26 protein-coding genes are annotated in these 23,117 nt (G+C 32.0%); 4 read left to right on the top strand and 22 right to left on the bottom strand.

Going from position 1 to position 23,117, the window contains the following annotated elements:
- Positions 1–14: 14 nt before the first annotated feature.
- Entirely contained in the window at positions 15–1,697 is a 1,683-nt protein-coding gene (locus tag ACY2IJ_RS10665; RefSeq protein WP_476724351.1) for an ABC transporter ATP-binding protein, read from the bottom strand.
- A gap of 163 nt (positions 1,698–1,860) precedes the next feature.
- On the opposite strand from ACY2IJ_RS10665, the gene ACY2IJ_RS10660 reads away from it, so the two are divergent.
- Both ACY2IJ_RS10660 and ACY2IJ_RS10655 read left to right on the top strand, forming a co-directional pair.
- The gene (locus ACY2IJ_RS10660) at positions 1,861–2,730 is read left to right on the top strand and encodes a hypothetical protein (protein WP_476724349.1); all 870 of its coding nucleotides are present in this window, start codon (positions 1,861–1,863) and stop codon (positions 2,728–2,730) included.
- 54 nt (positions 2,731–2,784) lie between these two features.
- Positions 2,785–4,650 carry an ABC-F family ATP-binding cassette domain-containing protein gene (locus ACY2IJ_RS10655; RefSeq protein ID WP_476724348.1) on the top strand — a complete coding sequence of 622 codons (1,866 nt, stop codon included), beginning with the start codon at positions 2,785–2,787 and terminating at the stop codon, positions 4,648–4,650.
- Between the two features lie 124 nt (positions 4,651–4,774).
- Here ACY2IJ_RS10655 and ACY2IJ_RS10650 read toward each other — a convergent pair whose 3' ends face one another.
- The 3 genes from ACY2IJ_RS10650 to ACY2IJ_RS10640 all read right to left on the bottom strand — a co-directional run bounded on the left by ACY2IJ_RS10650 (position 4,775) and on the right by ACY2IJ_RS10640 (position 6,891).
- Entirely contained in the window at positions 4,775–5,011 is a 237-nt protein-coding gene (locus ACY2IJ_RS10650) for a NifU family protein (RefSeq protein ID WP_476724347.1), read from the bottom strand.
- A gap of 33 nt (positions 5,012–5,044) precedes the next feature.
- Positions 5,045–6,181 carry an Mrp/NBP35 family ATP-binding protein gene (locus ACY2IJ_RS10645; protein WP_476724346.1) on the bottom strand — a complete coding sequence of 379 codons (1,137 nt, stop codon included), beginning with the start codon at positions 6,179–6,181 and terminating at the stop codon, positions 5,045–5,047.
- Between the two features lie 152 nt (positions 6,182–6,333).
- Positions 6,334–6,891: a hypothetical protein gene (locus tag ACY2IJ_RS10640; RefSeq protein WP_476724345.1), complete on the bottom strand. Its 558-nt coding sequence runs from the start codon at positions 6,889–6,891 to the stop codon at positions 6,334–6,336.
- 170 nt (positions 6,892–7,061) lie between these two features.
- Here ACY2IJ_RS10640 and ACY2IJ_RS10635 point away from each other — a divergent pair, with 170 nt between their 5' ends.
- Positions 7,062–7,592 (top strand): RNA polymerase sigma factor, encoded by a 531-nt coding sequence (locus tag ACY2IJ_RS10635; protein ID WP_476724344.1) that lies wholly within the window; start codon positions 7,062–7,064, stop codon positions 7,590–7,592.
- A 4-nt stretch (positions 7,593–7,596) separates the two neighbouring features.
- Entirely contained in the window at positions 7,597–8,403 is an 807-nt protein-coding gene (locus ACY2IJ_RS10630; protein ID WP_476724343.1) for an anti-sigma factor, read from the top strand.
- Between the two features lie 124 nt (positions 8,404–8,527).
- Here ACY2IJ_RS10630 and ACY2IJ_RS10625 read toward each other — a convergent pair whose 3' ends face one another.
- The 18 genes from ACY2IJ_RS10625 to ACY2IJ_RS10540 form a co-directional block, all read right to left on the bottom strand.
- Entirely contained in the window at positions 8,528–10,732 is a 2,205-nt protein-coding gene (locus ACY2IJ_RS10625) for a TonB-dependent receptor (protein WP_476724342.1), read from the bottom strand.
- A gap of 4 nt (positions 10,733–10,736) precedes the next feature.
- Entirely contained in the window at positions 10,737–12,020 is a 1,284-nt protein-coding gene (locus ACY2IJ_RS10620; RefSeq protein WP_476724341.1) for a tetratricopeptide repeat protein, read from the bottom strand.
- A gap of 73 nt (positions 12,021–12,093) precedes the next feature.
- Positions 12,094–12,645 (bottom strand): DUF4331 family protein, encoded by a 552-nt coding sequence (locus tag ACY2IJ_RS10615; RefSeq protein WP_476724340.1) that lies wholly within the window; start codon positions 12,643–12,645, stop codon positions 12,094–12,096.
- Positions 12,646–12,667: 22 nt separating this feature from the next.
- The gene (locus ACY2IJ_RS10610) at positions 12,668–13,333 is read right to left on the bottom strand and encodes a DUF4331 family protein (RefSeq protein ID WP_476724339.1); all 666 of its coding nucleotides are present in this window, start codon (positions 13,331–13,333) and stop codon (positions 12,668–12,670) included.
- Between the two features lie 157 nt (positions 13,334–13,490).
- On the bottom strand, positions 13,491–13,823 hold the full coding sequence (locus ACY2IJ_RS10605; RefSeq protein ID WP_476724338.1) for an MGMT family protein: 333 nt from the start codon (positions 13,821–13,823) through the stop codon (positions 13,491–13,493).
- A gap of 48 nt (positions 13,824–13,871) precedes the next feature.
- Entirely contained in the window at positions 13,872–14,543 is a 672-nt protein-coding gene (trmB, locus tag ACY2IJ_RS10600) for a tRNA (guanosine(46)-N7)-methyltransferase TrmB (RefSeq protein WP_476724337.1), read from the bottom strand.
- Between the two features lie 9 nt (positions 14,544–14,552).
- Positions 14,553–14,762 carry a DUF6341 family protein gene (locus ACY2IJ_RS10595; RefSeq protein WP_476724336.1) on the bottom strand — a complete coding sequence of 70 codons (210 nt, stop codon included), beginning with the start codon at positions 14,760–14,762 and terminating at the stop codon, positions 14,553–14,555.
- A gap of 75 nt (positions 14,763–14,837) precedes the next feature.
- The gene (locus ACY2IJ_RS10590; protein WP_476724335.1) at positions 14,838–15,563 is read right to left on the bottom strand and encodes a metallophosphoesterase family protein; all 726 of its coding nucleotides are present in this window, start codon (positions 15,561–15,563) and stop codon (positions 14,838–14,840) included.
- 91 nt (positions 15,564–15,654) lie between these two features.
- Positions 15,655–16,485: an IS3 family transposase gene (locus ACY2IJ_RS10585; protein ID WP_476726555.1), complete on the bottom strand. Its 831-nt coding sequence runs from the start codon at positions 16,483–16,485 to the stop codon at positions 15,655–15,657.
- A gap of 2 nt (positions 16,486–16,487) precedes the next feature.
- Positions 16,488–16,997 carry a transposase gene (locus tag ACY2IJ_RS10580; protein WP_476724334.1) on the bottom strand — a complete coding sequence of 170 codons (510 nt, stop codon included), beginning with the start codon at positions 16,995–16,997 and terminating at the stop codon, positions 16,488–16,490.
- Positions 16,998–17,295: 298 nt separating this feature from the next.
- Positions 17,296–18,156, bottom strand: a complete 861-nt coding sequence (gene atpG / locus ACY2IJ_RS10575; protein WP_476724333.1) for an ATP synthase F1 subunit gamma — start codon at positions 18,154–18,156, stop codon at positions 17,296–17,298.
- Positions 18,157–18,271: 115 nt separating this feature from the next.
- A complete protein-coding gene (gene atpA / locus ACY2IJ_RS10570; protein ID WP_476724332.1) occupies positions 18,272–19,843 on the bottom strand; it encodes a F0F1 ATP synthase subunit alpha in 1,572 nt (523 codons plus the stop codon).
- A 26-nt stretch (positions 19,844–19,869) separates the two neighbouring features.
- Positions 19,870–20,424 carry an ATP synthase F1 subunit delta gene (gene atpH, locus ACY2IJ_RS10565; protein ID WP_476724331.1) on the bottom strand — a complete coding sequence of 185 codons (555 nt, stop codon included), beginning with the start codon at positions 20,422–20,424 and terminating at the stop codon, positions 19,870–19,872.
- An 8-nt stretch (positions 20,425–20,432) separates the two neighbouring features.
- Positions 20,433–20,933: a F0F1 ATP synthase subunit B gene (locus ACY2IJ_RS10560; protein WP_476724330.1), complete on the bottom strand. Its 501-nt coding sequence runs from the start codon at positions 20,931–20,933 to the stop codon at positions 20,433–20,435.
- Positions 20,934–21,029: 96 nt separating this feature from the next.
- Complete coding sequence (locus ACY2IJ_RS10555) at positions 21,030–21,224, bottom strand: ATP synthase F0 subunit C (RefSeq protein WP_167896517.1); 195 nt, start codon at positions 21,222–21,224, stop codon at positions 21,030–21,032.
- Between the two features lie 39 nt (positions 21,225–21,263).
- On the bottom strand, positions 21,264–22,427 hold the full coding sequence (atpB, locus tag ACY2IJ_RS10550; protein ID WP_476724329.1) for a F0F1 ATP synthase subunit A: 1,164 nt from the start codon (positions 22,425–22,427) through the stop codon (positions 21,264–21,266).
- Positions 22,428–22,528: 101 nt separating this feature from the next.
- Positions 22,529–22,942 carry a DUF6168 family protein gene (locus ACY2IJ_RS10545; protein ID WP_476724328.1) on the bottom strand — a complete coding sequence of 138 codons (414 nt, stop codon included), beginning with the start codon at positions 22,940–22,942 and terminating at the stop codon, positions 22,529–22,531.
- A gap of 5 nt (positions 22,943–22,947) precedes the next feature.
- Positions 22,948–23,097: a hypothetical protein gene (locus ACY2IJ_RS10540; protein WP_476724327.1), complete on the bottom strand. Its 150-nt coding sequence runs from the start codon at positions 23,095–23,097 to the stop codon at positions 22,948–22,950.
- Between the last annotated feature and the right edge of the window lie 20 nt (positions 23,098–23,117).

Below are 23,117 nucleotides of genomic sequence, written 5' to 3'. Positions count from 1 at the left end.
AGAGGACAACAGAATCAAATTCCTTTAGGAATGGCATGAATTAATGCTTTTGTATATTCTTTTTGAGGATGATTATAAATTGCATCGGCATCTCCAATTTCTTCAATTTTTCCTTTGTTTAAAACAATCAACTGATCAGACATAAATTTTACAATAGACAGATCATGTGAAATAAAAATATAGGTAAAATGAAATTCTTTTTTTAAGCTGTTTAATAAATTTAATACTTGTGCTTGTACAGACACATCTAAAGCCGATACAGACTCATCGCAAATAATTAATTTAGGTTGCAAAGCCAAAGCTCTTGCAATTCCTATACGTTGTCTTTGCCCTCCAGAAAACTCATGCGGATATCGATGGTAAAACTCTTTAGATAGCCCTACTTTTTCTAGCAAATTATAAACATACTCTTTGCGTTCTTTGGTGTTTCTTAGCACTTTATGTTTTTGCATAGGTTCTAAAATGGCTTCCCCAATTTTCATAATAGGGTTTAAAGAAGAATATGGATCTTGAAATATTAACTGAATTTCTTGTCTGTATTTTTTTCTTTGCGCATTTGATAAAGTGACCAAATTAACTCCTTTGTACCAAATTTCTCCTGCGGTTGCTTTTTCTAATCCTAAAATGGTTCTTCCAATGGTAGATTTTCCACTTCCAGATTCTCCTACCAATCCAATAGTTTCTCCTTCAAAAACCTGAAAACTAACATTATCTACTCCCTTTACCACATTTGGTTTTGCAAACCAGTTGTTTTTGGAGGTGTAATATGTTTTTAAATTTTTGACTTCTAACAATGGTTTTTGAGCATAAATTTTCTTGTGAAACTGTTCTCTTTCTTGGGTGGTGTATACAACTTCTTTAAAATTTAAATCAGAATAACTTGCTACCGATGGCAATTCTTTTACTCTGTATTTCATTTTAGGTTTGGCATTAATCAGTGCCTTGGTATACACCTCTTTTGGTTGTAAAAACACCTGACTCACAGCTCCTTGCTCTACAACTCTTCCTTTTTGCATAACCACCACTTTATTGGCTATTTCGGCAATCAAAGCCAAATCGTGTGTAATAAACAAAATACTCATTCCTGTTTCTTGTTGCAATTCCTTTAACAACAAAACAATATCATTTTGTACTCTTACATCTAAAGCAGTGGTGGGTTCATCAGCAATTAACAACTTAGGTTTGCAGGCAATAGCCATGGCAATCATTACTCGTTGCTTTTGCCCTCCAGACAATTCATGAGGATATTGAGCAACCATTTTTTGGGCTCTAGGTAGTTTTACTTTCTCAAACAATTGTAAAACCTCAGCTTCTATTTCTTTTTTAGATAAATGGGTATGCAATTCTAAAATTTCTGCAACTTGTGCTCCACAAGTTAAACTAGGGTTTAAAGAAGTCATAGGTTCCTGAAAAATCATGCTAATTTCTTTCCCAACAATTTTTCGAATTTCTGCAGCTTTTAATTTTAGCAACGCTTTTTTATGGTATAAAATTTCTCCTAAAACTTTTACACTTTTTTTAGGCAATAAATTCATAATTGCCATAGAGGTTACAGATTTACCACTACCCGATTCTCCAACAATTCCTACAATTTGATTCGGCATAATATCAAAACTCACATTGTGAACCACCTGGGTTTCTTGATGCTGGTTTTGAAATGAAATATTTAAATTTTGTACACTTAGGATAGCCTCCATGTTTTTTCTTAAGAATTGATTTTTAAAATTAACAAATCTATACAGATGGTTTTGGTTCTGACGGAGTTTTTTAGTTTTAAAAATTAAATCTAACATTAAATGCCCTTACTTTGCACAAATTATTATTTCTATATATTTGATTTAATTGTTATCTAACAGGCCTATGTACAATCGGAAAAGATATTTTTTTATTTTTGGAGGACTTACTGTATTCTATTTCTTTTGTTTAAACATTACCACACAACAAAAAAATAAAATAGCTCTTCCTAAAAAAACAATACCTGTTAAAATTAAAAAAGCCATAGGTCCGGTAAAAAAAACAAGTACTAATTTTAGATATCGAAAATACAATCATGTAGCCAAACTTTACAAACGTTTGGCCTTACCTGTTACAGAGTTGTGTGTACAGCACAAAGTTCCTCCGGCAGCAGTGTTAAGTATTATTTCTTTAGAATCTGGCTGGGGAAACGGATACATCGGTAGAATTACTGGTAACTTTTTAAGTTTAAATGCAATTGGAAACGATGCCGAACTGCCTGCGTTAACCATGCCTAAAGACACCACTACACAAACCCCTATTTTAGATAAGAAAAAATTAGCCAAAATACCAAAATCAAATATTGTTTGGGAAAAAAGACCTCCATCGTTAAAAAAAGATTATCGCCCAGATAGTATTGCTGGAACTTCTAAAAGCTTAGATTTTTTAATCAATCATCCTGATGAAATGACCAAAGCGAACCTTAAAAATGTAGAAGATTTTGTAAGTCGCTTTATTTCTCATACCAGTCGTATAAAAGCTTATAATCAAGCCCGTACTTTATTAGATGAACAAGTGGCACTACATGGAATTCATGTTTTATTTGATGCCGAACTGAATAAAAAATTTATTTATACCATTGGAGGAAAACCTAACTCTTTTAATTTTAGAGAAACTTGGCCAAAAAAAGTAATGAATATTTTTAAAAACACTGGAATTAACAAATTGGTTAAAGACCTGTACATTCATGAAAAAACTTTTGAACAAGCTTGGTAGCTTTTATACACAACTCTAACTATAAACCCTTACTTTTGCACAAAATATTTTTGTGTGAATTACTTATCTATAGAAAACGTTTCCAAGGCTTTTGGAGAACGTGTATTGTTTGAAAACTTATCATTTGGAATTAACAAAGACCAAAAAATTGCCTTTGTTGCCAAAAACGGAACGGGTAAAACTCGCTTGTTAGAAATTATTGCGGGGAACGATATTCCAGATACAGGACAAGTAGTAACTCGTAAAGATTTGCACGTTTCCTATTTGTCTCAAGAAGATTCTTTTGATGAAAACCAAACTGTAGAAGAAGTTATTTTTGCATCAGATAGCAAGGTGTTAAAAATTGTTCAGGAATACGAAAAGGCGATTGAAAATCCAGATGATGCTGAAAGATATCAATTAGCATTTGATATGATGGATCAATACAATGCTTGGGATTTTGAAACACAATACAAACAAATTCTATCCAAATTAAAACTAGATAATTTACAGTTACAAGTAAAAGGATTGTCTGGAGGGCAGCGTAAACGTTTAGCCTTAGCAACCGTTTTAATTAGCAAACCCGATTTGTTAATTTTAGATGAGCCTACCAACCACTTAGATTTAGAAATGATTGAGTGGCTTGAAGATTTTTTTGCCAAAGAAAAAATTACTTTGTTTATGGTAACGCACGATCGTTACTTTTTAGAACGTGTTTGTAACGAAATTATAGAAATGGACAATGGACAACTGTACAGTTACAAAGGAAACTATTCTTATTATTTAGAAAAAAAAGAAGAACGTATAGCTTTAGAACAAACAGTACAAGCCAAAGCCAAAAACTTGTTTAAAAAAGAGTTAGATTGGATGAGACGTCAGCCCAAAGCACGTACTACCAAGTCTAAATCTAGACAAGATGATTTTTATGTAATTAAAGAAAAAGCAAGAGCCAGACGAGCAGAACACAAAGTTCAGTTAGAAATTAACATGGAACGTTTAGGAAACAAAATTGTGGAATTCCACAAAGTTTCTAAAGCTTGGGAAAACATGGTTATGTTAGATCAATTTGATTACAATTTTAATCGTGGAGAACGCATTGGAATTATTGGTAAAAATGGAACCGGAAAATCATCATTCTTAAATGTTTTAACAGGAAATACCCCAGTAGATTCTGGTAAAGTTGTGGTAGGAGAAACCATTAAATTTGGATACTACCATCAGTCTGGAATACAGGTAAAAGAAGGACAAAAAGTAATAGAAGTTATTAAAGAATTTGGTGAATTTATTCCCTTATCTAAAGGACATAAAATATCTGCAAGCCAATTGTTAGAACGATTTTTATTTGACAAAAAGAAACAATACGACTTTGTAGAAAAATTAAGTGGAGGAGAACGTAAGCGTTTGTACCTATGTACGGTTTTAATTCAGAATCCTAACTTTTTAATTTTAGATGAGCCTACCAACGATTTAGACATTGTAACCCTAAACGTGTTAGAAAGCTTTATGTTGGATTATCCTGGAAATTTGGTTGTAGTATCTCACGACCGTTATTTTATGGATAAAATTGTAGATTCTTTGTTTGTGTTTAGAGGAAACGGAGTGATAGAAAACTTTCCTGGAAACTATTCAGATTTTAGAGCTTATGAAAATTCTGACAACCAACAAGAGCAAGAAATTGTACCTACCAAAATAGAACCGGTTAAAGAAAAACAAAAAACACCTACCAAGTTAAGTTATGCCGAAAATAAGGAATACATTAATTTAGAAAGTGATATTGCCAAATTGAACCGTAAAAAAGAAGCCATAGAACTTGAATTTGCTGAAGGTAAAATAGAAGGTGATGACATTGATAAAAAATCAATTGAGCTTCAGAAAATTATTGATGACATAGAATTTAAAGAAATGCGTTGGTTTGAATTGAGTGAAAAACTAGAAGGGTAAATCAAAATTTTAAACATATTGCATCTCGACTCCGCTCGATGAGCTTATATAAATTACAACAAAAAACTCCCAAACTGAAAATTCAGTTTGGGAGTTTTTTTATTTCTATATAAAGCAGTTGTTTTTAACTAACATCTATAACACTTTCTATTTGTGGAGCATGTTTTTTAATTGTGGCTTCTACACCATTTTTTAAGGTCATTTGGTTTACGTTACATCCAACACAAGCCCCTTCTAACTTTACTGTTACAATATTGTCTTCAATAGAAATTAAAGAAATATTACCTCCATCGGATTCTAAAAAAGGACGAATTTCATCCAAAGCATTTTCTACATTCTTTTGCAACTCTTCTGCGTTCATCGTTTACTTATTTATGTCCTAAATATACTATTATTATTTTGTTGAACAACCGCTCATAGTTGTAATTTTAACAACCTCTGTAGGTGGTAAATCTTTATTGCGTTTTACCAACTCCGCTGCCATATTTTTGGTTATTTCTTTAAAGGCTATTTCTTGAGGAGTTCCGTTTTGCAACGCAACAGGATGGCCTACATCTCCAGCTTCTCTAATTCCTTGTACCAATGGTACTTCTCCTAAAAAGGCTGTTTCTATATCTTCTGCTAAATGTTTTGCTCCGTTTTCTCCAAAAATATAATACTTATTTTCTGGCAATTCTGCAGGAGTAAAGTAACTCATGTTCTCTACAATTCCCAACACAGGAACGTTAATGTTTTTTTGTTGGAACATAGCCACTCCTTTTTTAGCATCGGCCAAAGCTATGTTTTGTGGAGTACTTACTACTACGGCACCTGTAATAGGTAATGCTTGTACTATAGATAAATGAATATCTCCGGTTCCTGGAGGCAAATCAATTAATAAAAAATCTAATTCTCCCCAGTCTGCATCAAAAATCATTTGATTTAATGCTTTAGATGCCATAGGACCTCTCCAAATTACCGCTTCATTAGGATTGGTAAAAAACCCTAAAGACAGTAATTTAATTCCGTAATTCTCAACAGGTTTCATTTTAGAACGTCCATCTACATTTACAGAAATAGGTTTTGCTTTAGGAACATCAAACATAATGTGCATAGAAGGTCCGTATACATCAGCATCTAGAACTCCTACTTTGAATCCCATTTTTTGTAAAGTAACTGCCATGTTTGCTGTTACGGTAGATTTTCCTACTCCTCCTTTACCAGAGGCTACAGCAATAATGTTTTGAATTCCAGGAATTTTATCTCCTTTAATTAAATTTGGATTTGCTTTTGGCTCTTCCTTTTTAACCGCTACCGATAAATTTACCTTTACTTTGGCATTAACAAACTTAGCTACAATTGCCTTTTCTATTTCGGCTTCTGTTTTCTTTTTTGCTTGTAAAGTAGGATTGCTAATTTGAACATCTACAACTACCTCATCACCAAAAATATTAATATTGGTTACATTATTGTTTTCCACCAAACTTTTCCCTTCTCCAGGAGCTGTAATCGTTTCTAATACTGCTTTTATATCTGACTTTGTAATACTCATTTTACCCTTTTTATTTGGTCTGTAAAGATAGGTTATTTAGTCCTATTTTTAAGAACCTATCTTCTATTGTCTGCTATTAATTAAAAACTTACACATATTTAATTTTCTTGTGATTCCGTTTTGTTTTAAAACAAAGTAACTACTGATAAATACTATAGCTTATATCCTATTCTTACTGTTAAATTTCCTACCAAAGGAGAACTATTGGTAAACAAACTATCCTCATCTTTATACAGTGCATTGGCTCCTAAACCAACCCCCAACTCATAATGCCAATGTGCATTTATGTTTCTTTTAAGTCCCCAATTAACCGTAATGTTTAATTGATTGTTTTCTAGTTCTGCATTGTTGGTTGCAAGAATAAAAGCATTGGAAACATAAAAAGCTTTTACAGACCAATAATTGGCACTATTAAAAGCCACATCTTTCCCTTTTGTATATCTCTTTTTTAAATTAAAATACCATCTTGGCTCTACAGAAACACCTGGTATAAAAGCCAATGTAGATCTACTTCCTTCTTTTTGATATCCTCCATTTAATCCTATTTCGCTACGCAAAGTAACTTCGGAAGTTAACCTAGTTTCGTTATTTACCCACAAACCAAAACCCGCTTGCGCATTGTATAAATTTTTAACCACAGAAACACTATCTACCTGAGCACTAACTCCCAAAGTAAACAGCAACATTACCAAACCTATTGTTTTTTTCATATTTCTTAATTCTATTTTTTTTGTTATAAAAGAACGAACAAACGTTTTGTTTATTTAGTAAACTTACCTAAAATAAAAGTGTTTTTTAATGATAAACATCAAATATTATTTGGCCTAATAAGTCATAATTTATTGCTAAATTCAGAATCTAATTTTAGACACAACAATATATGGATGTAGATGATTTGGTGATAAAATTTCAGCAAGAAAAAGACCTTGTTGCCTATGAAGAACTCTATAAAATGTACCACAAAAGTATGTTAGGGGTTATTGATAATATTCTTAAAGACGAAGATTTATCTAAAGATGTACTACAAGAAGTTTTTATAAAAGTTTGGGACAATATAGAAAGCTACACTCCAAAAAGAGGAAGGTTTTTTACTTGGTTGTTAAACATTTCTAGAAACGCAGCCATAGACAAAACCAGATCTAAAGATTATAAAATTCAGAAAAGAAACCAAAGTCTAGATATTTTCGTAAATATATCAGCCCCACAAGACAAAGAGGTTAGTGACGAAGAAAAAACACTGTTTGATAAAGTAAAAAAACTATCTGACAAGTGTAGAAAAATAATCGACTTAATTTTTTACAAAGGATATACACAAAAAGAAACTTCTGAAGAATTAGACATTCCTTTAGGTACGGTAAAAACACGTAGCCGTAGTTGTTTAAACAGTTTAAAGTTAAGTATTAATAGATAGGGTTATGATAAATATAAATGAATATATAGAATCTGGTATACTTGAGCTATATGTAGCAGGTACCCTTAACAGAGAAGATAGTTATGAGGTATATGCCAACATACAAAAGTATCCTGAATTAAAAGAACATGTTAAAAATATAGAGCATACTGTAATTAAAATTGCAGAACTAAGTAAAAAAGAAAGTCTAAAAGCTTATCCTTTTACTAAATTAATGCATGCTGTAACTAAAAAACAAACCAACGTAATTCCTATAAAACTATATAGTTATATGGGCTGGGCTGCAAGTATTGCCTTAACGGTAGGAATTATTAGCTTGTACACCAACAACAATAACTTAAAAGAAAACTTAACCAAACAAATTGCCAGTAACGAATTGTTAGATGAGCAAAGAGCAAAACTACAAGGTGATGTAATTGCCAAAAACATTGAACTTACTACCAGAGATGAAGTTATTGCATTTTTATCTTCATCAGAAACTATAAAAGTAAACTTAGCCGGACAAGCTGTTGCTCCAGAAAGTTATGCAAATGTTTATTGGGATCCGAAAACCAATGAAATGTATGTAGATTTAAAAGGATTGCCACCTGCACCTAAAGGAAAAGTATATCAGCTTTGGTCTTTAACACTAAACCCGTTAACTCCTACAAGTTTGGGAACTATGGATGCTTTTAACAAAGGTGATAGATACATTAAAGTAAGTAATGCTAATAAATCTGAAGCTTTTGGAATTACTTTAGAACCTGCAGGTGGTAGCAAATCACCTACGCTGGAACAATTATATACTTTAGGAGTTACAAACGTTTCCTAAAAACACAAACTCTTTATCTAAAAAGACCATCTATTACTAGATGGTCTTTTGCTTTCAACTAAACAAGTTGAGGAGGGCCATCCCCCCAGATGACCCAACTCCCCTAAACAAAAAATTATATTACTTAAAACTTATAGGTAATGCTACTTTTTACAAACAATGGTGTTCCTGGTGTAAAGTGAATTTCTTCAACAGAACTAGCTTCGTTTTGCAAACGAGATTCTGTTGCAAACTGTGTTTCGTTCCACTCCACATCAAACAAGTTCTGAATTTGAATTCCTAATTCTACTTTATTCCATCTATAACCTGCATTTAAATTGGTTAATGTATACCCCTCTGCAACAATAGAATTGTCTTCGTTGGCAGGTCTATCTGTTAAATGTAAAAAGTCTATTCCTCCGTAAAAGCCTTTGTCTTTTTTATAAGTAAGTCCACCTTTTAAGGTAAAACTAGGTGCTAAAGGCACGTAATTTTGTCCGTTAGGTTCGTCTGCAAATCTTGCATGTGTGTAATTGGCATCTAAATTTACAAACAGGTTGTTGGTTGGCTGTAATCTGGTATTTAAAGAAAGTCCTACTCTTTCTGATGCTCCGTTAGGCTCTACCACTCCAGCATCTCCTACATATACAAATTCTTGTTCCGAATACATGGCCCAAGCTCCCAAACCAATTAAAACCTTTGGATCTGTTCTCCATACAAAACCAACATCGGTTGTGTATGCTTTTGGAATATCATTCCCTAAAGAATTTAACACCAAACGGCTGTCGTTGGTATGAAAACCTTGTCCTATTTTTGCATAAGCCTGAAAACTATTTACTGGTGTATATAGCACACTTAATTTTGGACTTACTACAGTACTGCTTTGTTCTTTTAATTTGTTATCTGTAGATAAAAAATCTTGGTATCCAAAAGAAAAATAATCAACTCTAAGGGCTGGTATTATATTCCATTTTCCCAATTCTATATCTCCACTAACGTATCCAAAAAAGTTCGTTTCGTTTACGTCTCCGTATTGAACTCTGTTTAAAATTTCTGTTTTGTTTTTTGTGTTAGATAATTGATTGTCTTTTACTTTATCGGTTCTAACTCCTATTCCAGAAGTAAATAGCACTTCTTTATTAGCTAGATTCATTTTTTTCTGATAATCTGATTGATATCCAAAAATATCTCTATTTTCTTTTTGTTGAATTTGATCTCCATCTACAGGATTTTCTAAAAAGAAAGTAAAATTAGAATACAAATTAAATTGATAGTTGGTATAATACAACAAGTGTTTTAATTGTGAATTGTCTTTGTAAGAATTGGTAATAGACAAGGCAGCATTGGTTCTAGCAGTTTCTCCACCTTCGGTATCATCAATAGCTCCAAAACGAGAAATACTTCCGTTATTTACAGCTCTTTCTGGAATTTGCCCTGATGCATTCCAATTGCTCACAAAATGAGAAAATGTAAAAGCCAACTTAGTATCATCAATAGTTTTAATGTACTTACTATTTATGTTGAATCTTTTAAAGTTTTGAGGACTTTCAAAAGGACCATCTGAACGGAGGTATTCTGTAGCAATGTAAGCAGACTCATTGGTTTTGTTTATAAACTGATTCATGAACAGTAATCGTTGCGTATCAAAATCTCCTGCTTCTAATTTTATGATATTGTTTTTTAAGCTTTCTTTACTTGTAATATTTACCGTACCTGTAGTGGCAAAATTTCCTTGTTTTGCATTGTAAGTTCCTGCTTTAAAATCTAAATTCTGAACGGTTTCTGGAATTACAAAATGCAAATCTGCATATCCTTGTCCGTGTGCATGAGACACCATATTTACAGGCAAACCATCTACTGTTACTTGCAAATCTGTACCATGATCAATATCAAAACCTCTATAAAAAATTTGTTCTGCCTTACCACCACCTGCATGTTGACCAATTATTAAACCTGGTACTTTGGTTAACAGCTCTTGAGATGATTTTACAGGATTTGTTTCCACGTCTATAGCTGTAATAATACTTGCTGCATTTACTTCGCTAGACAAAACTACCTGGTCTAAGGCAATACTTTTACTATTTACTTGTACGTTTACAAATGGAGTTTTACTGATTATTTTTTTAACACCAAATCCCATTTTTTGAAACACTAAAGTATCTCCTGCTATTGTGTTTTCTAATTGAAATCTTCCTTTAAAATCTGTGTGCGTATGCTCTTTTGTTTTTTGATTTACCACCGTCATATACTCTACGGGAGCTTTGTTTTCATTCACCACAATTCCTTTTGTAGTTTGTGCAAAACCAACACTTGCCAATAGGAATAGTGCCGAATACATTAAGTTTTTCATGTTGTTATAGTTTTTGTACTTCTTTAGTTTTAACGGGTCCTAACTCAAAAGCAGCCTCTAACAGCTCTTTTTTTAAAGGTTGTATTTTTTCTGTTTGATTATTTAACGCATATACTTTGGCAACTCTTAGCCGCACAGCCGGTTCATAAGATTTTAACACATTTTTAGAACTAATAATAGCCAATCCTGACGATGGATTTTCCACATAAGCGGTTGCCAATGCCAACATAGAATAAGATACTGCCGTAGGTCTGTTTTTTACTTCTTTTAAAGCTATTTGATAGGCTTTTTGATATTTTTTTTGGTGTACAAAAATATCAAAATTATAAGCATTATACATATCTCCGTAGGCTGAATTTTGAACCTGAGACCAATAAGAATTGTAGGTGTTTTCTATTTGATTATTTTCATACAAAGCAATTTCATAACTTAATAAATTTACATCTACTCCTTGATAGTTTTTATCTAAAAAAGATAGAATTGCTTTGGCTTCTTCTACATCTTTATCATTAGAAAAAGAAATCCATGCTATTTTTTTGAGTGCATAATAATTATGTGGATTTAGTTCCAATGCTTTTAAATAATATTCATAAGATTTTTGAATATCACCATGGTGCCCATAATAATCAGCCAAATTGGTTATGCACCACAACTCTAGCTCTGTATATTCTTTAGCTTGTACAACGGCCAACGCTTCTTCCATATAAGAAATAGTTGCCTCTAAATTTCCTATATAATCTTGCCATTTGGCTATTCTAATTAAGTAATCAAAAGAACGTTTGTTTTCTATTTTTCCTAAGTACATTTCTGCTTTTTGATCTGCTCCTAGTTCAAGATAAACATCAAATAACATGTTAATAGTTTCTTGTTTTTTATCTCCATTAGCTTCTGCTTTTTGCAACAGGTCCAATGCTTTTTTAAATTGATGTTGAGAAATATAGTTTTTTGCCAACGCTCTTAAATAACCTGAGTTTTTAGATCGTGTTTTTTGAATAGCATCTAACAAAAGTTCTTCAGATTTTTTTAAATGTTGGATGTCTCCGGTTTTAGAAAATAATTGATTTTTTAAACCTGCCAACTGAACTTTGTAAGGAAATTGAGATGGGGTGGCTTCTAATTTTTTACTCCAGAATGCAATGTTTTTTTGTGTTTTAATAAGCTCATCATCTTGTTGAACTCTTAAGTAAGTTTTTAAATCTTTTAAGTGTACCACATTGTTGGTCTTGTTTGTACAAGCAACAACTATTAACACAGAAACAAAGACTATAATTTTGTTTAGATTTTTCATGTTTAAGGGGGATTGTAGTGTTATGGTTTAAGAACAAACACTGGGAAACCCCAGTATTTGTTCTTTGCCTTTTTTACCAAGGAGATGCCAAGTATGGGAATTCTGATAAAAATTCTTTATCATTTGCATCTACATGATCATTAGACAGTGTTGGATTTTCAGAAAAATCTTCACCTCCAAAAATCAATAATAATTCTGTAGTAATTACATCATCGGTTAGAGCTCTACCTGTTAACAAATTGGTTCCATCGTAAAAAGTAGTGGTACCATCTAAACTAACATTTAATACATCTGTTGCTAACAATGTTGTAAACGCTGCTGAATTTTGTCCTAAGGCATTGGTGTCTGTAGACTCATTAAAAGCAGGACTTAATGCTTCTAAATTTGCTTTAAACTTACTTGCGTATTTGGCTCCTTGTTCAGATGGAATTGTGGTATTAAAATCATCTTTGTCATTAGAAGCTACAAATACCGTATTTACAGCTGGTCTCCCCATTTGATCTTCTAAAACATACATGGCTTTTGTTTCGTTTTTAATATTGTTATTGTCATCATCATTAGAACAGTTTACAGAAACTGCAGCTATTAGAAACATACATGCTATGGTTGTTATTTTACGTATCATAATCTTAATTTTTTAAATGTTGTTATTGTTTTCTTTTTGTAGTTACCCAAGTGTTGATTGTTCCTGTACCACCAATCATGGTTTTAGGTACTTCTACTACTACCGATAATACGTTGGTACCAGCAAAAGTATCTGTTCCTGGATTGTCAAAAGCTGTTGCTTCTCCAGCAATAATTTCACTATATTTTGCAAAATCCATAAAGAAAGGATCATCTCTTAAACCTGCAAAAGCTTTTACCCCTGTTACCATACTTGCATTTGTAGTGGCAGCAATTTGAGATGTTCCATAAGCCGTAATTGCTACTGTACTTTTGTACTTATCATCTAACATTGTACTAATAGCCCCCGTTTCATTTGGCATAGCTGGTCCATATACATCCATATTGTTTCCGTTTGGAATAGCTTGAATTACATAATCTTCAATGTTATCTCCATTGGTATCAATGTTAATTTCTACCATTACATCTTTATCAAACTTTGCTGTTGATGAATTTTCTGGAGTAATTAACCCTTGTACATTGGCTACAAACACCAAATTACTAGTACTTGCTCCTTCAAAAGCATAAAAGTCTGTAATGTCGCTTGTACCTCCTTTTACATCTGGGGCATCAATATGGTCTGCTGCTATAATTGCTCCAGATACCAAAGCTATAGTTGCTAGCCCTAATAAAATTTTACTTGTCTTCATAATTGTATTTTTTAGTTATTAAAACGTTTACACAAGTATGTACGATGGAAAGTTCTATGCGGTTTTAAAAAAGTTTTTTTTTTTTTAAAGAAAACAAAAAAACCATCATAAACAATTGATTATGATGGTTTTGAGAATTAAAAATTATTTTTATTTTTTAAAGTTCTTTACATGGATGCCAATAAATTTCTTTAAAATTCTGAATTTGATTGTTTTTTACAACAATTCCTTCACTTTCTAAAAGTTGTTGCATTAAATTGGTTCCTTCAAAATGATGTTTACCACTTAACATTCCTATTCTATTCACAACTCTATGCGCAGGAATAGACAAATCTCCGTGCGCAGCATTCATAGCCCAACCTACTACTCTGGCGGATGATTTTGCTCCTAAATACTCCGCAATAGCTCCATAAGAGGTTACTCTTCCTTCTGGTATTTGTTTAGCTACTTGATGTACTTTTTTAAAAAAATCTTGTTTGTTTGAACTCAAAAAAATAGTATCTAAAATAAAAGAACCTCTGTAAAACAGAGGTTCTTTTTAATATGTTAATTTAAACTGAAGGTAAGTAATTGCCTTACCTTTTTCTAAATATTGACTTTCGTAATACGTTTGTACTTCGGTAACTTCTTTGGGAGCACCTTCTTGTCTATACACATCATGATTGGCATAAACAACTTCTTGTCCTTGTCCGTGCAACAAACCAATGGTATATCCGTGCATAAATTCGCTGTCTGTTTTTAAATGCATAATTCCCTCTGCATTTAAAATTTTATGATACCTTCTTAAAAAAGCATCACCAGTCATACGATGTTTGGTACGCTTGTATTTTATTTGTGGATCTGGAAAAGTAATCCAAATTTCACTTACCTCATTTTCAGCAAAAATATAATCAACCAGTTCTATTTGTGTACGTACAAAAGCAACATTGGGCATGTTTTCTTCTATAGCTGTTTTAGCACCTCTCCAAAAACGAGCTCCTTTAATGTCTATACCTATATAGTTAACATTTGGATTTCTTTTGGCCAAAGCAACAGTATACTCTCCTTTACCACAACCTAATTCTAAAACAATAGGATTGTTGTTTTTAAAAAAAGTATTCCATTTTCCTTGGTACTTAAAACCAGATACAACTTCTTCTCTAGTTGGCTGTATTACATTGTCAAACGTTTCGTTTTCATTAAAACGTTTTAACTTATTCTTGCTTCCCAATATAGTTTCTTATTTTGGTAAATCTTCTGTATTTGTGTCTTTAAACTTTTTAGATTCTTTCATCCAATAAGCAAAGTACACTAAAGCAACAATTACAAACACAAAATTAATTGCATTTGATCCCCACCAAGATCCGCTAAAACGCAATGCTTTAAAAGGTGCAAATAAACCGTTTGTAAATAAATCATCAATTGTGTGAAAGATGTTTAATGCTGTCATAATAGTTATATTTTTATTAGCTCTGCAAAAGTAATAAAAGTAATCAGATTAAAAATCTGAAAAGCTTTTTTTATGTTAATTTCTACCTTTTTCATTTGGATATAAGCTTGGCAAAGGATCACTCTGCCAAAATTCTTTAGTATCTACATCCATAATTGTTAACGGATTGGTAAAGGCTGCTCCAGTATCTACATTCCAAACTCCTGCTGCACAGAATGGTTTGTCTTTGTTTATTCTAGATAAGGGTGTGTGGCCTATGTATATTTCTGAATAAATAGTTAATCGTTCCGGATAAAACTCATCATTCTTATTTAAATCTCTACAAGCTAATGCTGTTTCCCACAAAGATCTATCCCAATAAAACATTTTGGTAAAATGTTCTTGTTCTATTCCTTTTACATTGGTAAAGCCTGCATGTAAAAACAATCTGTTTTTTGAGTCTAGATAATAATTTTCTAAGTTTTCTAAAAAGTGTGTATGGATTTTAATAAAATTATAAGGTCTGTCTTTGTAAGAATCTATAGTAGCTTGCCCTCCGTGGTGTAACCAGTTAGGATTGTCTTTTCCTTTTGTTAACCAATTGTAAAAAAGCTCATCGTGGTTTCCTTTTAAAAAAACACAATTGTTAGATGCTTTTAGGCTAATTAACAGGTTCAGTACTTCAAAAGCCTCACTCCAACCGTCTACATAATCTCCTAAAAAAATAAGTGTATCTTTTGAGGTTACGTTTGCTCTTTCTAAAACTTGTTCCAAAGCTTTAAAACCTCCGTGTATATCTCCAATAACTAGTGTTCTTTCCATTTCTTAAAAATTAAAGTCTAAATATAGGTATTACGCACAAAAAAACCGATAACGAAATGGACAGCCCCCAAAAAGTTGGACAGTTAAAAAATTAATTATTGATATGAGCTCGATATTTTATCGGGCTCATTCCATTTAAAGCTAATGATATTCTATCATTATTATAATAGCAAATATATTCATTAATTTCCTTTTCTAATTGCTCAATCGAGTTCCATTGTTTTAGATAAAACAGCTCAGATTTTAAAGTTCCAAAGAAATTTTCAATAATAGCATTATCTAAACAATTCCCTTTTCTAGACATACTTTGAATCATCTTGTTCTTTTTTAAGATATTCTGATATTTTTCCATTTGATATTGCCATCCTTGATCCGAATGTAATAACACATTTGCTGCTTTATACTTTTTAAAAGCTTTCCCCAGCATTTGAGTTATTTGTCTAAAATTAGGACTCCTAGAAATTTGATAACTAATGATTTCTCTACTACATAAATCAATAATTGGAGACAAATAAAGTTTTTGACCTTTAACTTTAAATTCTGTAATATCTGTAGCCCATTTTTGATTGGTTTTAGAAGCCTTAAAATTCCGTTTAAGTATATTGGGAGCTATTTTACCTTGACTTCCTCTGTAAGAACGATACTTTTTAACTCTAATCAAAGATTTTAACCCCATGGACTTCATTAGTCTTAATACTGTTTTATGATTGATGATAATCCCTCTGTTGTTTAGTACTAAAGTGATTCTTCTATAACCATACCTACCTTTGTGTTGATGGTAGATTTGAGTAATAAACCTTTTTATAGATTCATATTTATCAGGCTCTTTACTTTTTTGTAAATGATAATAAAAACTACTTCTAGCCATCTTTGCATGAGGTAACAATACCGACAAATCATGCTTATGCCTTAACTCATTTATGACTATTGCTTTTTCTCTCTGGCTTGAGCTAAGGCTTGTAACTTTTTTAGCAAATCAAGTTCTGCTTTTAAAGATTGATTCTCTTTTAAAAGTTTTTCTTCTCTAGTTAATGGTATAGATTTATTTTTTCTAGACTTGGATTTCATTCCGATAGGTCTTCCTTTAGGTTGATTTTTAAGACCTTTCAAACCTAAGGATTTATATCTTCTTTGCCAATTAATAATACTAGCACCACTTCCAATATCAAATAGAATACATGCTTGCTCTAACGAAAGATGTTCTTTTTCTATTCGTTGTAAAACATCAAGTTTAAATGATGATGTATATTGTTTATTTATCTTTGGTAACAAACCTTGAACTCCTTTGTGTTCATATTGCCTACACCAAAGAGAAAGAAGAGAACTATCAAAACCTAGCTCTTTACTCAAACTAGTTATAGAGTGTTCTCCTTTAAGAACTAACTTCACACATTCTTGTTTAAAGCCTAATGTGTATTTTACTTTTCTAGACATAAAAATACCCCCAAATTGTGTCTAACATTTTGGGGGCACTCTATCATGTTATCGGTTTTTTTTATATTGAAAATTTATAGCTTCGCAATCTCAGCTTAATTGTTTAACGCTTTTCTTTGTTTACAATTTAGCTTCGTTGGCTCAGCTTAATTGTTTAACGCTTTTCTTTGTTTACAATTTAGCTTTGTAATCTCAGCTTAATTGTTTAACGCTTTTCTTTGTTTACAATTTAGCTTCGTTGGCTCAGCTTAATTGTTTAACGCTTTTCTTGTTTGCAATTTAGCTTCGTAAGCTCAGCTTAATTGTTTAACGCTTCAGCTCCTCCAACAATTTCTAAGATTTCTCCTGTAATGGCAGCTTGACGTGCTTTGTTATATGTTAACAATAAATCGTTTCTTAAATCTTTTGCATTGTCTGTTGCTTTGTGCATTGCAGTCATACGAGCTCCATGTTCGGCAGCAAATGAATCTCTAATAGCTTTATACAACTGTGTTTTTAAAGATTTAGGAATTAATGCTTCAACTATTTCCTCTTTTGATGGTTCAAAAATATAATCAGAAGAAACATTCCCTTTTATTTCAATAGGTTGAATTGGTAAAAATTGTTCTAATGTAGCTACTTGAGTTGCTGCATTTTTAAACACATTGTATACCACTTCAATTTTATCATACTTTCCTTCAGAAAACAATTGCATCAACTCTTCTGCAATAACAGTAACATTATCAAAAGTTAAATTGTCAAAGATTTCGACATTATTTTTATATACATTGTATTTTTTAGATAAAATATCATTTGCCTTTTTACCTATAGTATAAAGCGTAATATCTTTACCTTGATATTTTTCAGAAATAACACGATCTGTTTTTTTAATAATAGATGTATTAAAACCTCCACACAAACCTCTGTTAGAAGAAACAACTACTAATAATACTTTAGAAACTTCTCTTTGATCTGCATATACACCTCCTGCATCTGCATCTAAAGTAGCACTTAAGTTTTGCAACAACTCAGTTAATTTGTTAGCATAAGGTCGCATAGCAGTAATTGCATCTTGAGCCTTTTTTAACTTTGCAGCAGATACCATTTTCATTGCGCTCGTGATTTTCATCGTAGAACCAATAGAGGTAATTCTGTTTCTAATTTCTTTTAAGTTTGCCATACTTTTAAGTAGTTAGTAGTTAGTATCTAGTAGCTAGATATATAACTACGTGTTATATTAAGGAGTAACTAGTGCAAAGATTCTTTATGCTCTGTACTAGCTACTCAATACTATTTTATTCGTATTTTGATGAAATTTCAGCTGCAACAGCTTCTAATACATCTAATCCTTCTAATTTACCAGACTTTAATACATCTAAAGTATCTCTATGCTTAGCATTTAAGTACTCAATATAGTCTGCTTCAAATTCTTTAACTTTATTTACAGGAACTTTAGACAATAAGTTTTTAGAACCTGCATATATAATTGCAATTTGATCTTCTACTGTATAAGGATCGTTCTGAGCTTGCTTTAAAATTTCTACGTTACGTTGTCCTTTTTCAATAACAGATAAAGTAGCTGCATCTAAATCAGATCCGAATTTAGCAAATGCTTCTAATTCACGGAACTGAGCTTGATCTAATTTTAAAGTACCCGATACTTTTTTCATAGATTTAATCTGAGCAGAACCTCCTACACGAGATACAGAAATACCTACGTTAATTGCTGGACGAACTCCTGAGTTAAACAAATCTCCATCTAAGAAAATTTGTCCATCTGTAATAGAAATTACGTTGGTAGGAATATAAGCTGATACGTCTCCTGCTTGAGTTTCGATAATAGGTAAAGCAGTTAAAGAACCACCTCCTTTGATTTTTCCTGCTAAAGAAACAGGAGCATCGTTCATTTTAGAAGCGATAGAATCATCACCAATAACTTTTGCAGAACGCTCTAATAATCTAGAGTGTAAGTAGAAAACATCTCCAGGATATGCTTCACGTCCTGGTGGTCTTCTTAATAATAATGAAATTTCACGGTAAGCTACTGCTTGTTTAGATAAATCATCATAAACAATTAAAGCAGGTCTTCCTGTATCACGGAAGTACTCACCAATTGCTGCCCCAGCAAAAGGAGCATATACCTGCATTGGAGCAGGATCTGAAGCGTTAGCTGCTACTACAGTAGTATAAGCCAAAGCACCTTTTTCTTCTAATAAGTTTACAATACCAGCAACTGTAGAAGCTTTTTGTCCAACAGCTACATAAATACAATAAACAGGTTGTCCTGCATCGTAAAACTCTTTTTGATTTAAGATGGTATCTAAAGCTACTGTTGATTTCCCTGTTTGACGGTCACCAATAATCAACTCACGTTGTCCACGTCCAATAGGAATCATTGCATCTACAGATTTGATACCTGTTTGTAATGGTTCTGTTACTGGCTCACGGAAAATTACTCCTGGTGCTTTACGTTCTAAAGGCATTTCAAAAGTTTCTCCTGCAATAGGACCTTTACCGTCAATAGGTGTTCCTAAAGTATCTACAACACGACCTACAATTCCTTCACCTACATTGATAGAAGCAATTTTTTCAGTTCTTTTTACTGTTGAACCTTCTTGTACTTGAGAAGAAGATCCTAATAATACAACTCCTGCATTATCTTCTTCTAAGTTTAATACAATTCCTTGTAATCCTGATTCAAACTCAACTAATTCTCCGTACTGCACATTTGATAATCCGTATACACGTGCAATACCATCTCCAATTTGTAATACAGTACCAACTTCATTTAAAGAACCTGTTGCTTCAAAATTAGTTAGCTGCTCTTGTAAAATAGCTGATACTTCAGCCGGTTTTATTGCTGCCATCTTTTTTTATTATTTGATGTAAATTTTTAAATTTTTGCTTCGTAATGACTATCGTCAAAACTTCTTTCTAATTCTCTTAAACTTTTAGCTATACTAGCATCGTACTGAAGATCTCCTACTCTTAATATAAATCCTCCAATAATGTCTGGATTTACTTCATTGCTAAGAGTTGTTTCATTCCCAGTTAATTCTTTTATTTTAGCTATAACTTGCGCTTCTAACGCAGGTGTTAAAGGAACAGCTGTAGTTACTTTAGCAACTTCAATAGATTTTAAGTGGTCATAAATAATTTGATAATCACTTGCTACTGTTTCTAAAACATTTAATCGTTTGTTGTTTGCTAAAAGCTTAATTAATCCTAAAGAGTAGTTGTTAATTTGTTTCCCAAAAATAGCTTCTAAAGCATTTACTTTATCGCTTGATTTGATAATAGGACTTTTTAACAACACCTTTAAATCATTGCTTCCTTGAATCGTAGTTTCAATCAATTGCATATCTGCATATACAGCTGATTCACTATGATCTGTTTTGGCAAGATTTAGGATCGCTTTTGCATAACGTAATGCTGCTCTTGTACTCATTCTTTATACTAGTTTAAAGTAACTTCTTTTAAAGATTTTTCTACCAATTCTAATTGGGTTTTCTCCGAAGTTAATTCACTCTTAATAACTTTCTTAGCAATATCTATAGATATTCCTGCTATTTGAGATTTTAACTCTGCCAATGCTGCTTGCTTCTCTACTTCTATTGCTTGTTTTGCGTTAGAAATTATAGTGTCTGCTTGTTCATTAGCTTCTTCTTTAGCATCTGCTACAATTTTATCTTTAATTTCACGAGCTTCTTTTAACATAGTGTCTCTTTCTGCTCTAGCTTCTTTTAAGATTCTTTCGTTGTCAGCATTTAAAGTTTCTAACTCTTTTTTTGCATTTTCTGCTGCTTCTAAAGCATTAGAAATACCTTCTTCTCTATCGTTTAATGCTTCTAATATTGGTTTCCATGCAAACTTTCGCATTAAAACGATTAAGATAACAAATATAATTGCTACCCAGAAAAATAAACCAAATGAAAAATCGTTAATTAACTTATCCATCTATGTAAAATATTTAATTTAGTTTGTTTTGTATTTTTTGTTTAAAATACTATCTGTAACCAACCGTTACAGATAGTATTTAGTTTTTCTTAGTGATTATTTTCCTAAGATTAAAGCACCAAATGCTAAACCTTCTAATAATGCACCAATAATAATCATTGCAGTTTGAATCTTGTTAGCTGCTTCTGGTTGACGTGCAATAGCGTCCATTGCTGAACCACCAATTTTACCTAAACCTAAACCTGCTCCAATAACGATTAAACCTGCTCCTACTAATCCTGGGATTGCCATAATAATTGATTTATATATAATTAAACAAAAAATTTATTCTTAATGATGATCGTGTTCTTCTACGGCCATACCAATAAACAATGATGACAACATTGTAAAGATATATGCTTGTAAAAATGCTACTAACAATTCTATTACATTAATAAATAATGTTAGCAATAACGATACTCCAATACTTCCTCCTGTACCTAACATTGCTTTACCTGTGTAAATTAATGCTATTAATCCCATTACAACGGTATGACCTGCTGTAATATTTGCAAACAAACGGATTAATAATGAGAAAGGTTTTGTAAACATACCTAATACTTCTATAGGTGCTAAAACTATTTTCATTGGCACAGGTACTCCTGGCATCCAGAAAATATGTTTCCAATAATCTTTATTTGCACTAAACTGTACAATAAAGAAGGTAAACAATGCTAAACAAACTGTTACAGCAATGTTTCCTGTAACGTTAATTCCTAATGGAGTTAATCCTAATAAGTTGGTAATCCAAATAAAGAAAAACACAGTTAACAAGAACCCCATAAACTTACGGTACTTCTTTTCTCCTATATTTGGTCTAGCTATTTCATCTCTTACAAAAACAACTAAAGGCTCTAATACTCTTGCAAATCCTGTTGGAATTGGTCCTTTTTTATACCCTTTTGCTAAATTTACAAATAACAAAAGCATAATGATTGATATTACTAAAATTGAAAACACGTTTTTAGTAATAGAAATATCTAATGGATGAACGTGATGTCCGTGTTCGTCTTCTAATAAATTACCTTGAGCATCCGAATTGTATATTTTACCATGGTGCAATACATAGTTTTTATCTCCTTTAGAAACTATTGCTTCTCCGTGGTGAAACTCAGAAGACATAAAAACTTTTAGTCCATTATCTACTAATATAACTGGTAAAGAAAATCCGTAATGATGTCCTGTTTTCTCATCAGAAAAGAATATAAAATCATGAGAATCTGCTAAGTGATGCTGAGCATATGCCGTAATTTCTTCTGGACTGCTCACTCCATCGTTAGCTCCGCTGTTGTGAGAATTGTGATTTGAAGCATGATTTGTACTTTCTTTTTGGTGTTGTACTACTTCTTTTTGGTGTGCATCTGTAGCATGCTGATCATCGTTTGCCTGACTTGTAAACGTTGTTAATGTAAGCATTAACACCACTAAAAACTTAAAGTTCAATTTTACTATCATTCTCTCGTGAATAAGGATTGTTTCAAAATTTGTGCAAATGTAAACAATAATTTAAAATAACTATGAGTTTTCAACATTGTTTTACACAAAATTCAAAAAGTTTAGTCCTTTTTAAAATTTTTAGTTAAATCGCTTATTTTTAAGAGTTTTACTATAAATATTTGTTCCATCACTAAATTCAATCCAAAGGGAATAAATAAAGCTATTGCATCTGGAGTGCTAACCTCTCCAAATTTATTCGTCGGATTTAAAACAAAGTACAATAAAAGCATCTTTATCACACTCAATCCTAAAAAAATAAAACCTATTTGACTTTCGTATTTTTTATTTAACAACAAAACACTTGTACACACTAAAATAGATAACGTTGCATTTACAATATAAGAAAGAGGTAAATCTATTACCAAAACTAATTGATCTATAAGACGATCTGCTTTTAAATAGTTGTGTAGTAAAAAAGCAAAAAGGTTTACCACTAATACAATGGCTAAACCTTTGGTATGATTTTTAAACATTAAAATTATTCTTTATTAAGTTTGTTTAATTGTCTGGTTAAGTTCATCACAAAAATAACAAGGGCTAAGATAATAAACAAAAGGGTAGCCCAAGGTTTGCTTAACTGATAATGCGTATCTATTACATTTCCAATTTTAGATGCCAAAAACATCATAACTCCTAACTGTACTCCTA

The sequence above is a fragment of the Wenyingzhuangia gracilariae genome (assembly GCF_056387575.1).
The sequence above is the reverse complement of the archived record's forward strand: the minus strand, read 5'-3'. Positions and strand labels throughout refer to the sequence as shown.

What these genes read in the sequence shown, in the direction of transcription:
- ACY2IJ_RS10665 (WP_476724351.1), bottom strand. Translation starts at nt 1,697, where the DNA reads ATGGAGGCTATCCTAAGTGTACAAAATTTAAATATTTCATTTCAAAAC.
- ACY2IJ_RS10660 (WP_476724349.1), top strand. Translation starts at nt 1,861, where the DNA reads ATGTACAATCGGAAAAGATATTTTTTTATTTTTGGAGGACTTACTGTA.
- ACY2IJ_RS10650 (WP_476724347.1), bottom strand. Translation starts at nt 5,011, where the DNA reads ATGAACGCAGAAGAGTTGCAAAAGAATGTAGAAAATGCTTTGGATGAA.
- ACY2IJ_RS10645 (WP_476724346.1), bottom strand. Translation starts at nt 6,181, where the DNA reads ATGAGTATTACAAAGTCAGATATAAAAGCAGTATTAGAAACGATTACA.
- ACY2IJ_RS10640 (WP_476724345.1), bottom strand. Translation starts at nt 6,891, where the DNA reads ATGAAAAAAACAATAGGTTTGGTAATGTTGCTGTTTACTTTGGGAGTT.
- ACY2IJ_RS10635 (WP_476724344.1), top strand. Translation starts at nt 7,062, where the DNA reads ATGGATGTAGATGATTTGGTGATAAAATTTCAGCAAGAAAAAGACCTT.
- ACY2IJ_RS10630 (WP_476724343.1), top strand. Translation starts at nt 7,597, where the DNA reads ATGATAAATATAAATGAATATATAGAATCTGGTATACTTGAGCTATAT.
- ACY2IJ_RS10625 (WP_476724342.1), bottom strand. Translation starts at nt 10,732, where the DNA reads ATGAAAAACTTAATGTATTCGGCACTATTCCTATTGGCAAGTGTTGGT.
- ACY2IJ_RS10620 (WP_476724341.1), bottom strand. Translation starts at nt 12,020, where the DNA reads ATGAAAAATCTAAACAAAATTATAGTCTTTGTTTCTGTGTTAATAGTT.
- ACY2IJ_RS10615 (WP_476724340.1), bottom strand. Translation starts at nt 12,645, where the DNA reads ATGATACGTAAAATAACAACCATAGCATGTATGTTTCTAATAGCTGCA.
- ACY2IJ_RS10610 (WP_476724339.1), bottom strand. Translation starts at nt 13,333, where the DNA reads ATGAAGACAAGTAAAATTTTATTAGGGCTAGCAACTATAGCTTTGGTA.
- ACY2IJ_RS10595 (WP_476724336.1), bottom strand. Translation starts at nt 14,762, where the DNA reads ATGACAGCATTAAACATCTTTCACACAATTGATGATTTATTTACAAAC.
- ACY2IJ_RS10590 (WP_476724335.1), bottom strand. Translation starts at nt 15,563, where the DNA reads ATGGAAAGAACACTAGTTATTGGAGATATACACGGAGGTTTTAAAGCT.
- ACY2IJ_RS10580 (WP_476724334.1), bottom strand. Translation starts at nt 16,997, where the DNA reads ATGTCTAGAAAAGTAAAATACACATTAGGCTTTAAACAAGAATGTGTG.
- atpG (WP_476724333.1), bottom strand. Translation starts at nt 18,156, where the DNA reads ATGGCAAACTTAAAAGAAATTAGAAACAGAATTACCTCTATTGGTTCT.
- atpA (WP_476724332.1), bottom strand. Translation starts at nt 19,843, where the DNA reads ATGGCAGCAATAAAACCGGCTGAAGTATCAGCTATTTTACAAGAGCAG.
- atpH (WP_476724331.1), bottom strand. Translation starts at nt 20,424, where the DNA reads ATGAGTACAAGAGCAGCATTACGTTATGCAAAAGCGATCCTAAATCTT.
- ACY2IJ_RS10560 (WP_476724330.1), bottom strand. Translation starts at nt 20,933, where the DNA reads ATGGATAAGTTAATTAACGATTTTTCATTTGGTTTATTTTTCTGGGTA.
- ACY2IJ_RS10555 (WP_167896517.1), bottom strand. Translation starts at nt 21,224, where the DNA reads ATGGCAATCCCAGGATTAGTAGGAGCAGGTTTAATCGTTATTGGAGCA.
- atpB (WP_476724329.1), bottom strand. Translation starts at nt 22,427, where the DNA reads ATGATAGTAAAATTGAACTTTAAGTTTTTAGTGGTGTTAATGCTTACA.
- ACY2IJ_RS10545 (WP_476724328.1), bottom strand. Translation starts at nt 22,942, where the DNA reads ATGTTTAAAAATCATACCAAAGGTTTAGCCATTGTATTAGTGGTAAAC.
- ACY2IJ_RS10540 (WP_476724327.1), bottom strand. Translation starts at nt 23,097, where the DNA reads ATGATGTTTTTGGCATCTAAAATTGGAAATGTAATAGATACGCATTAT.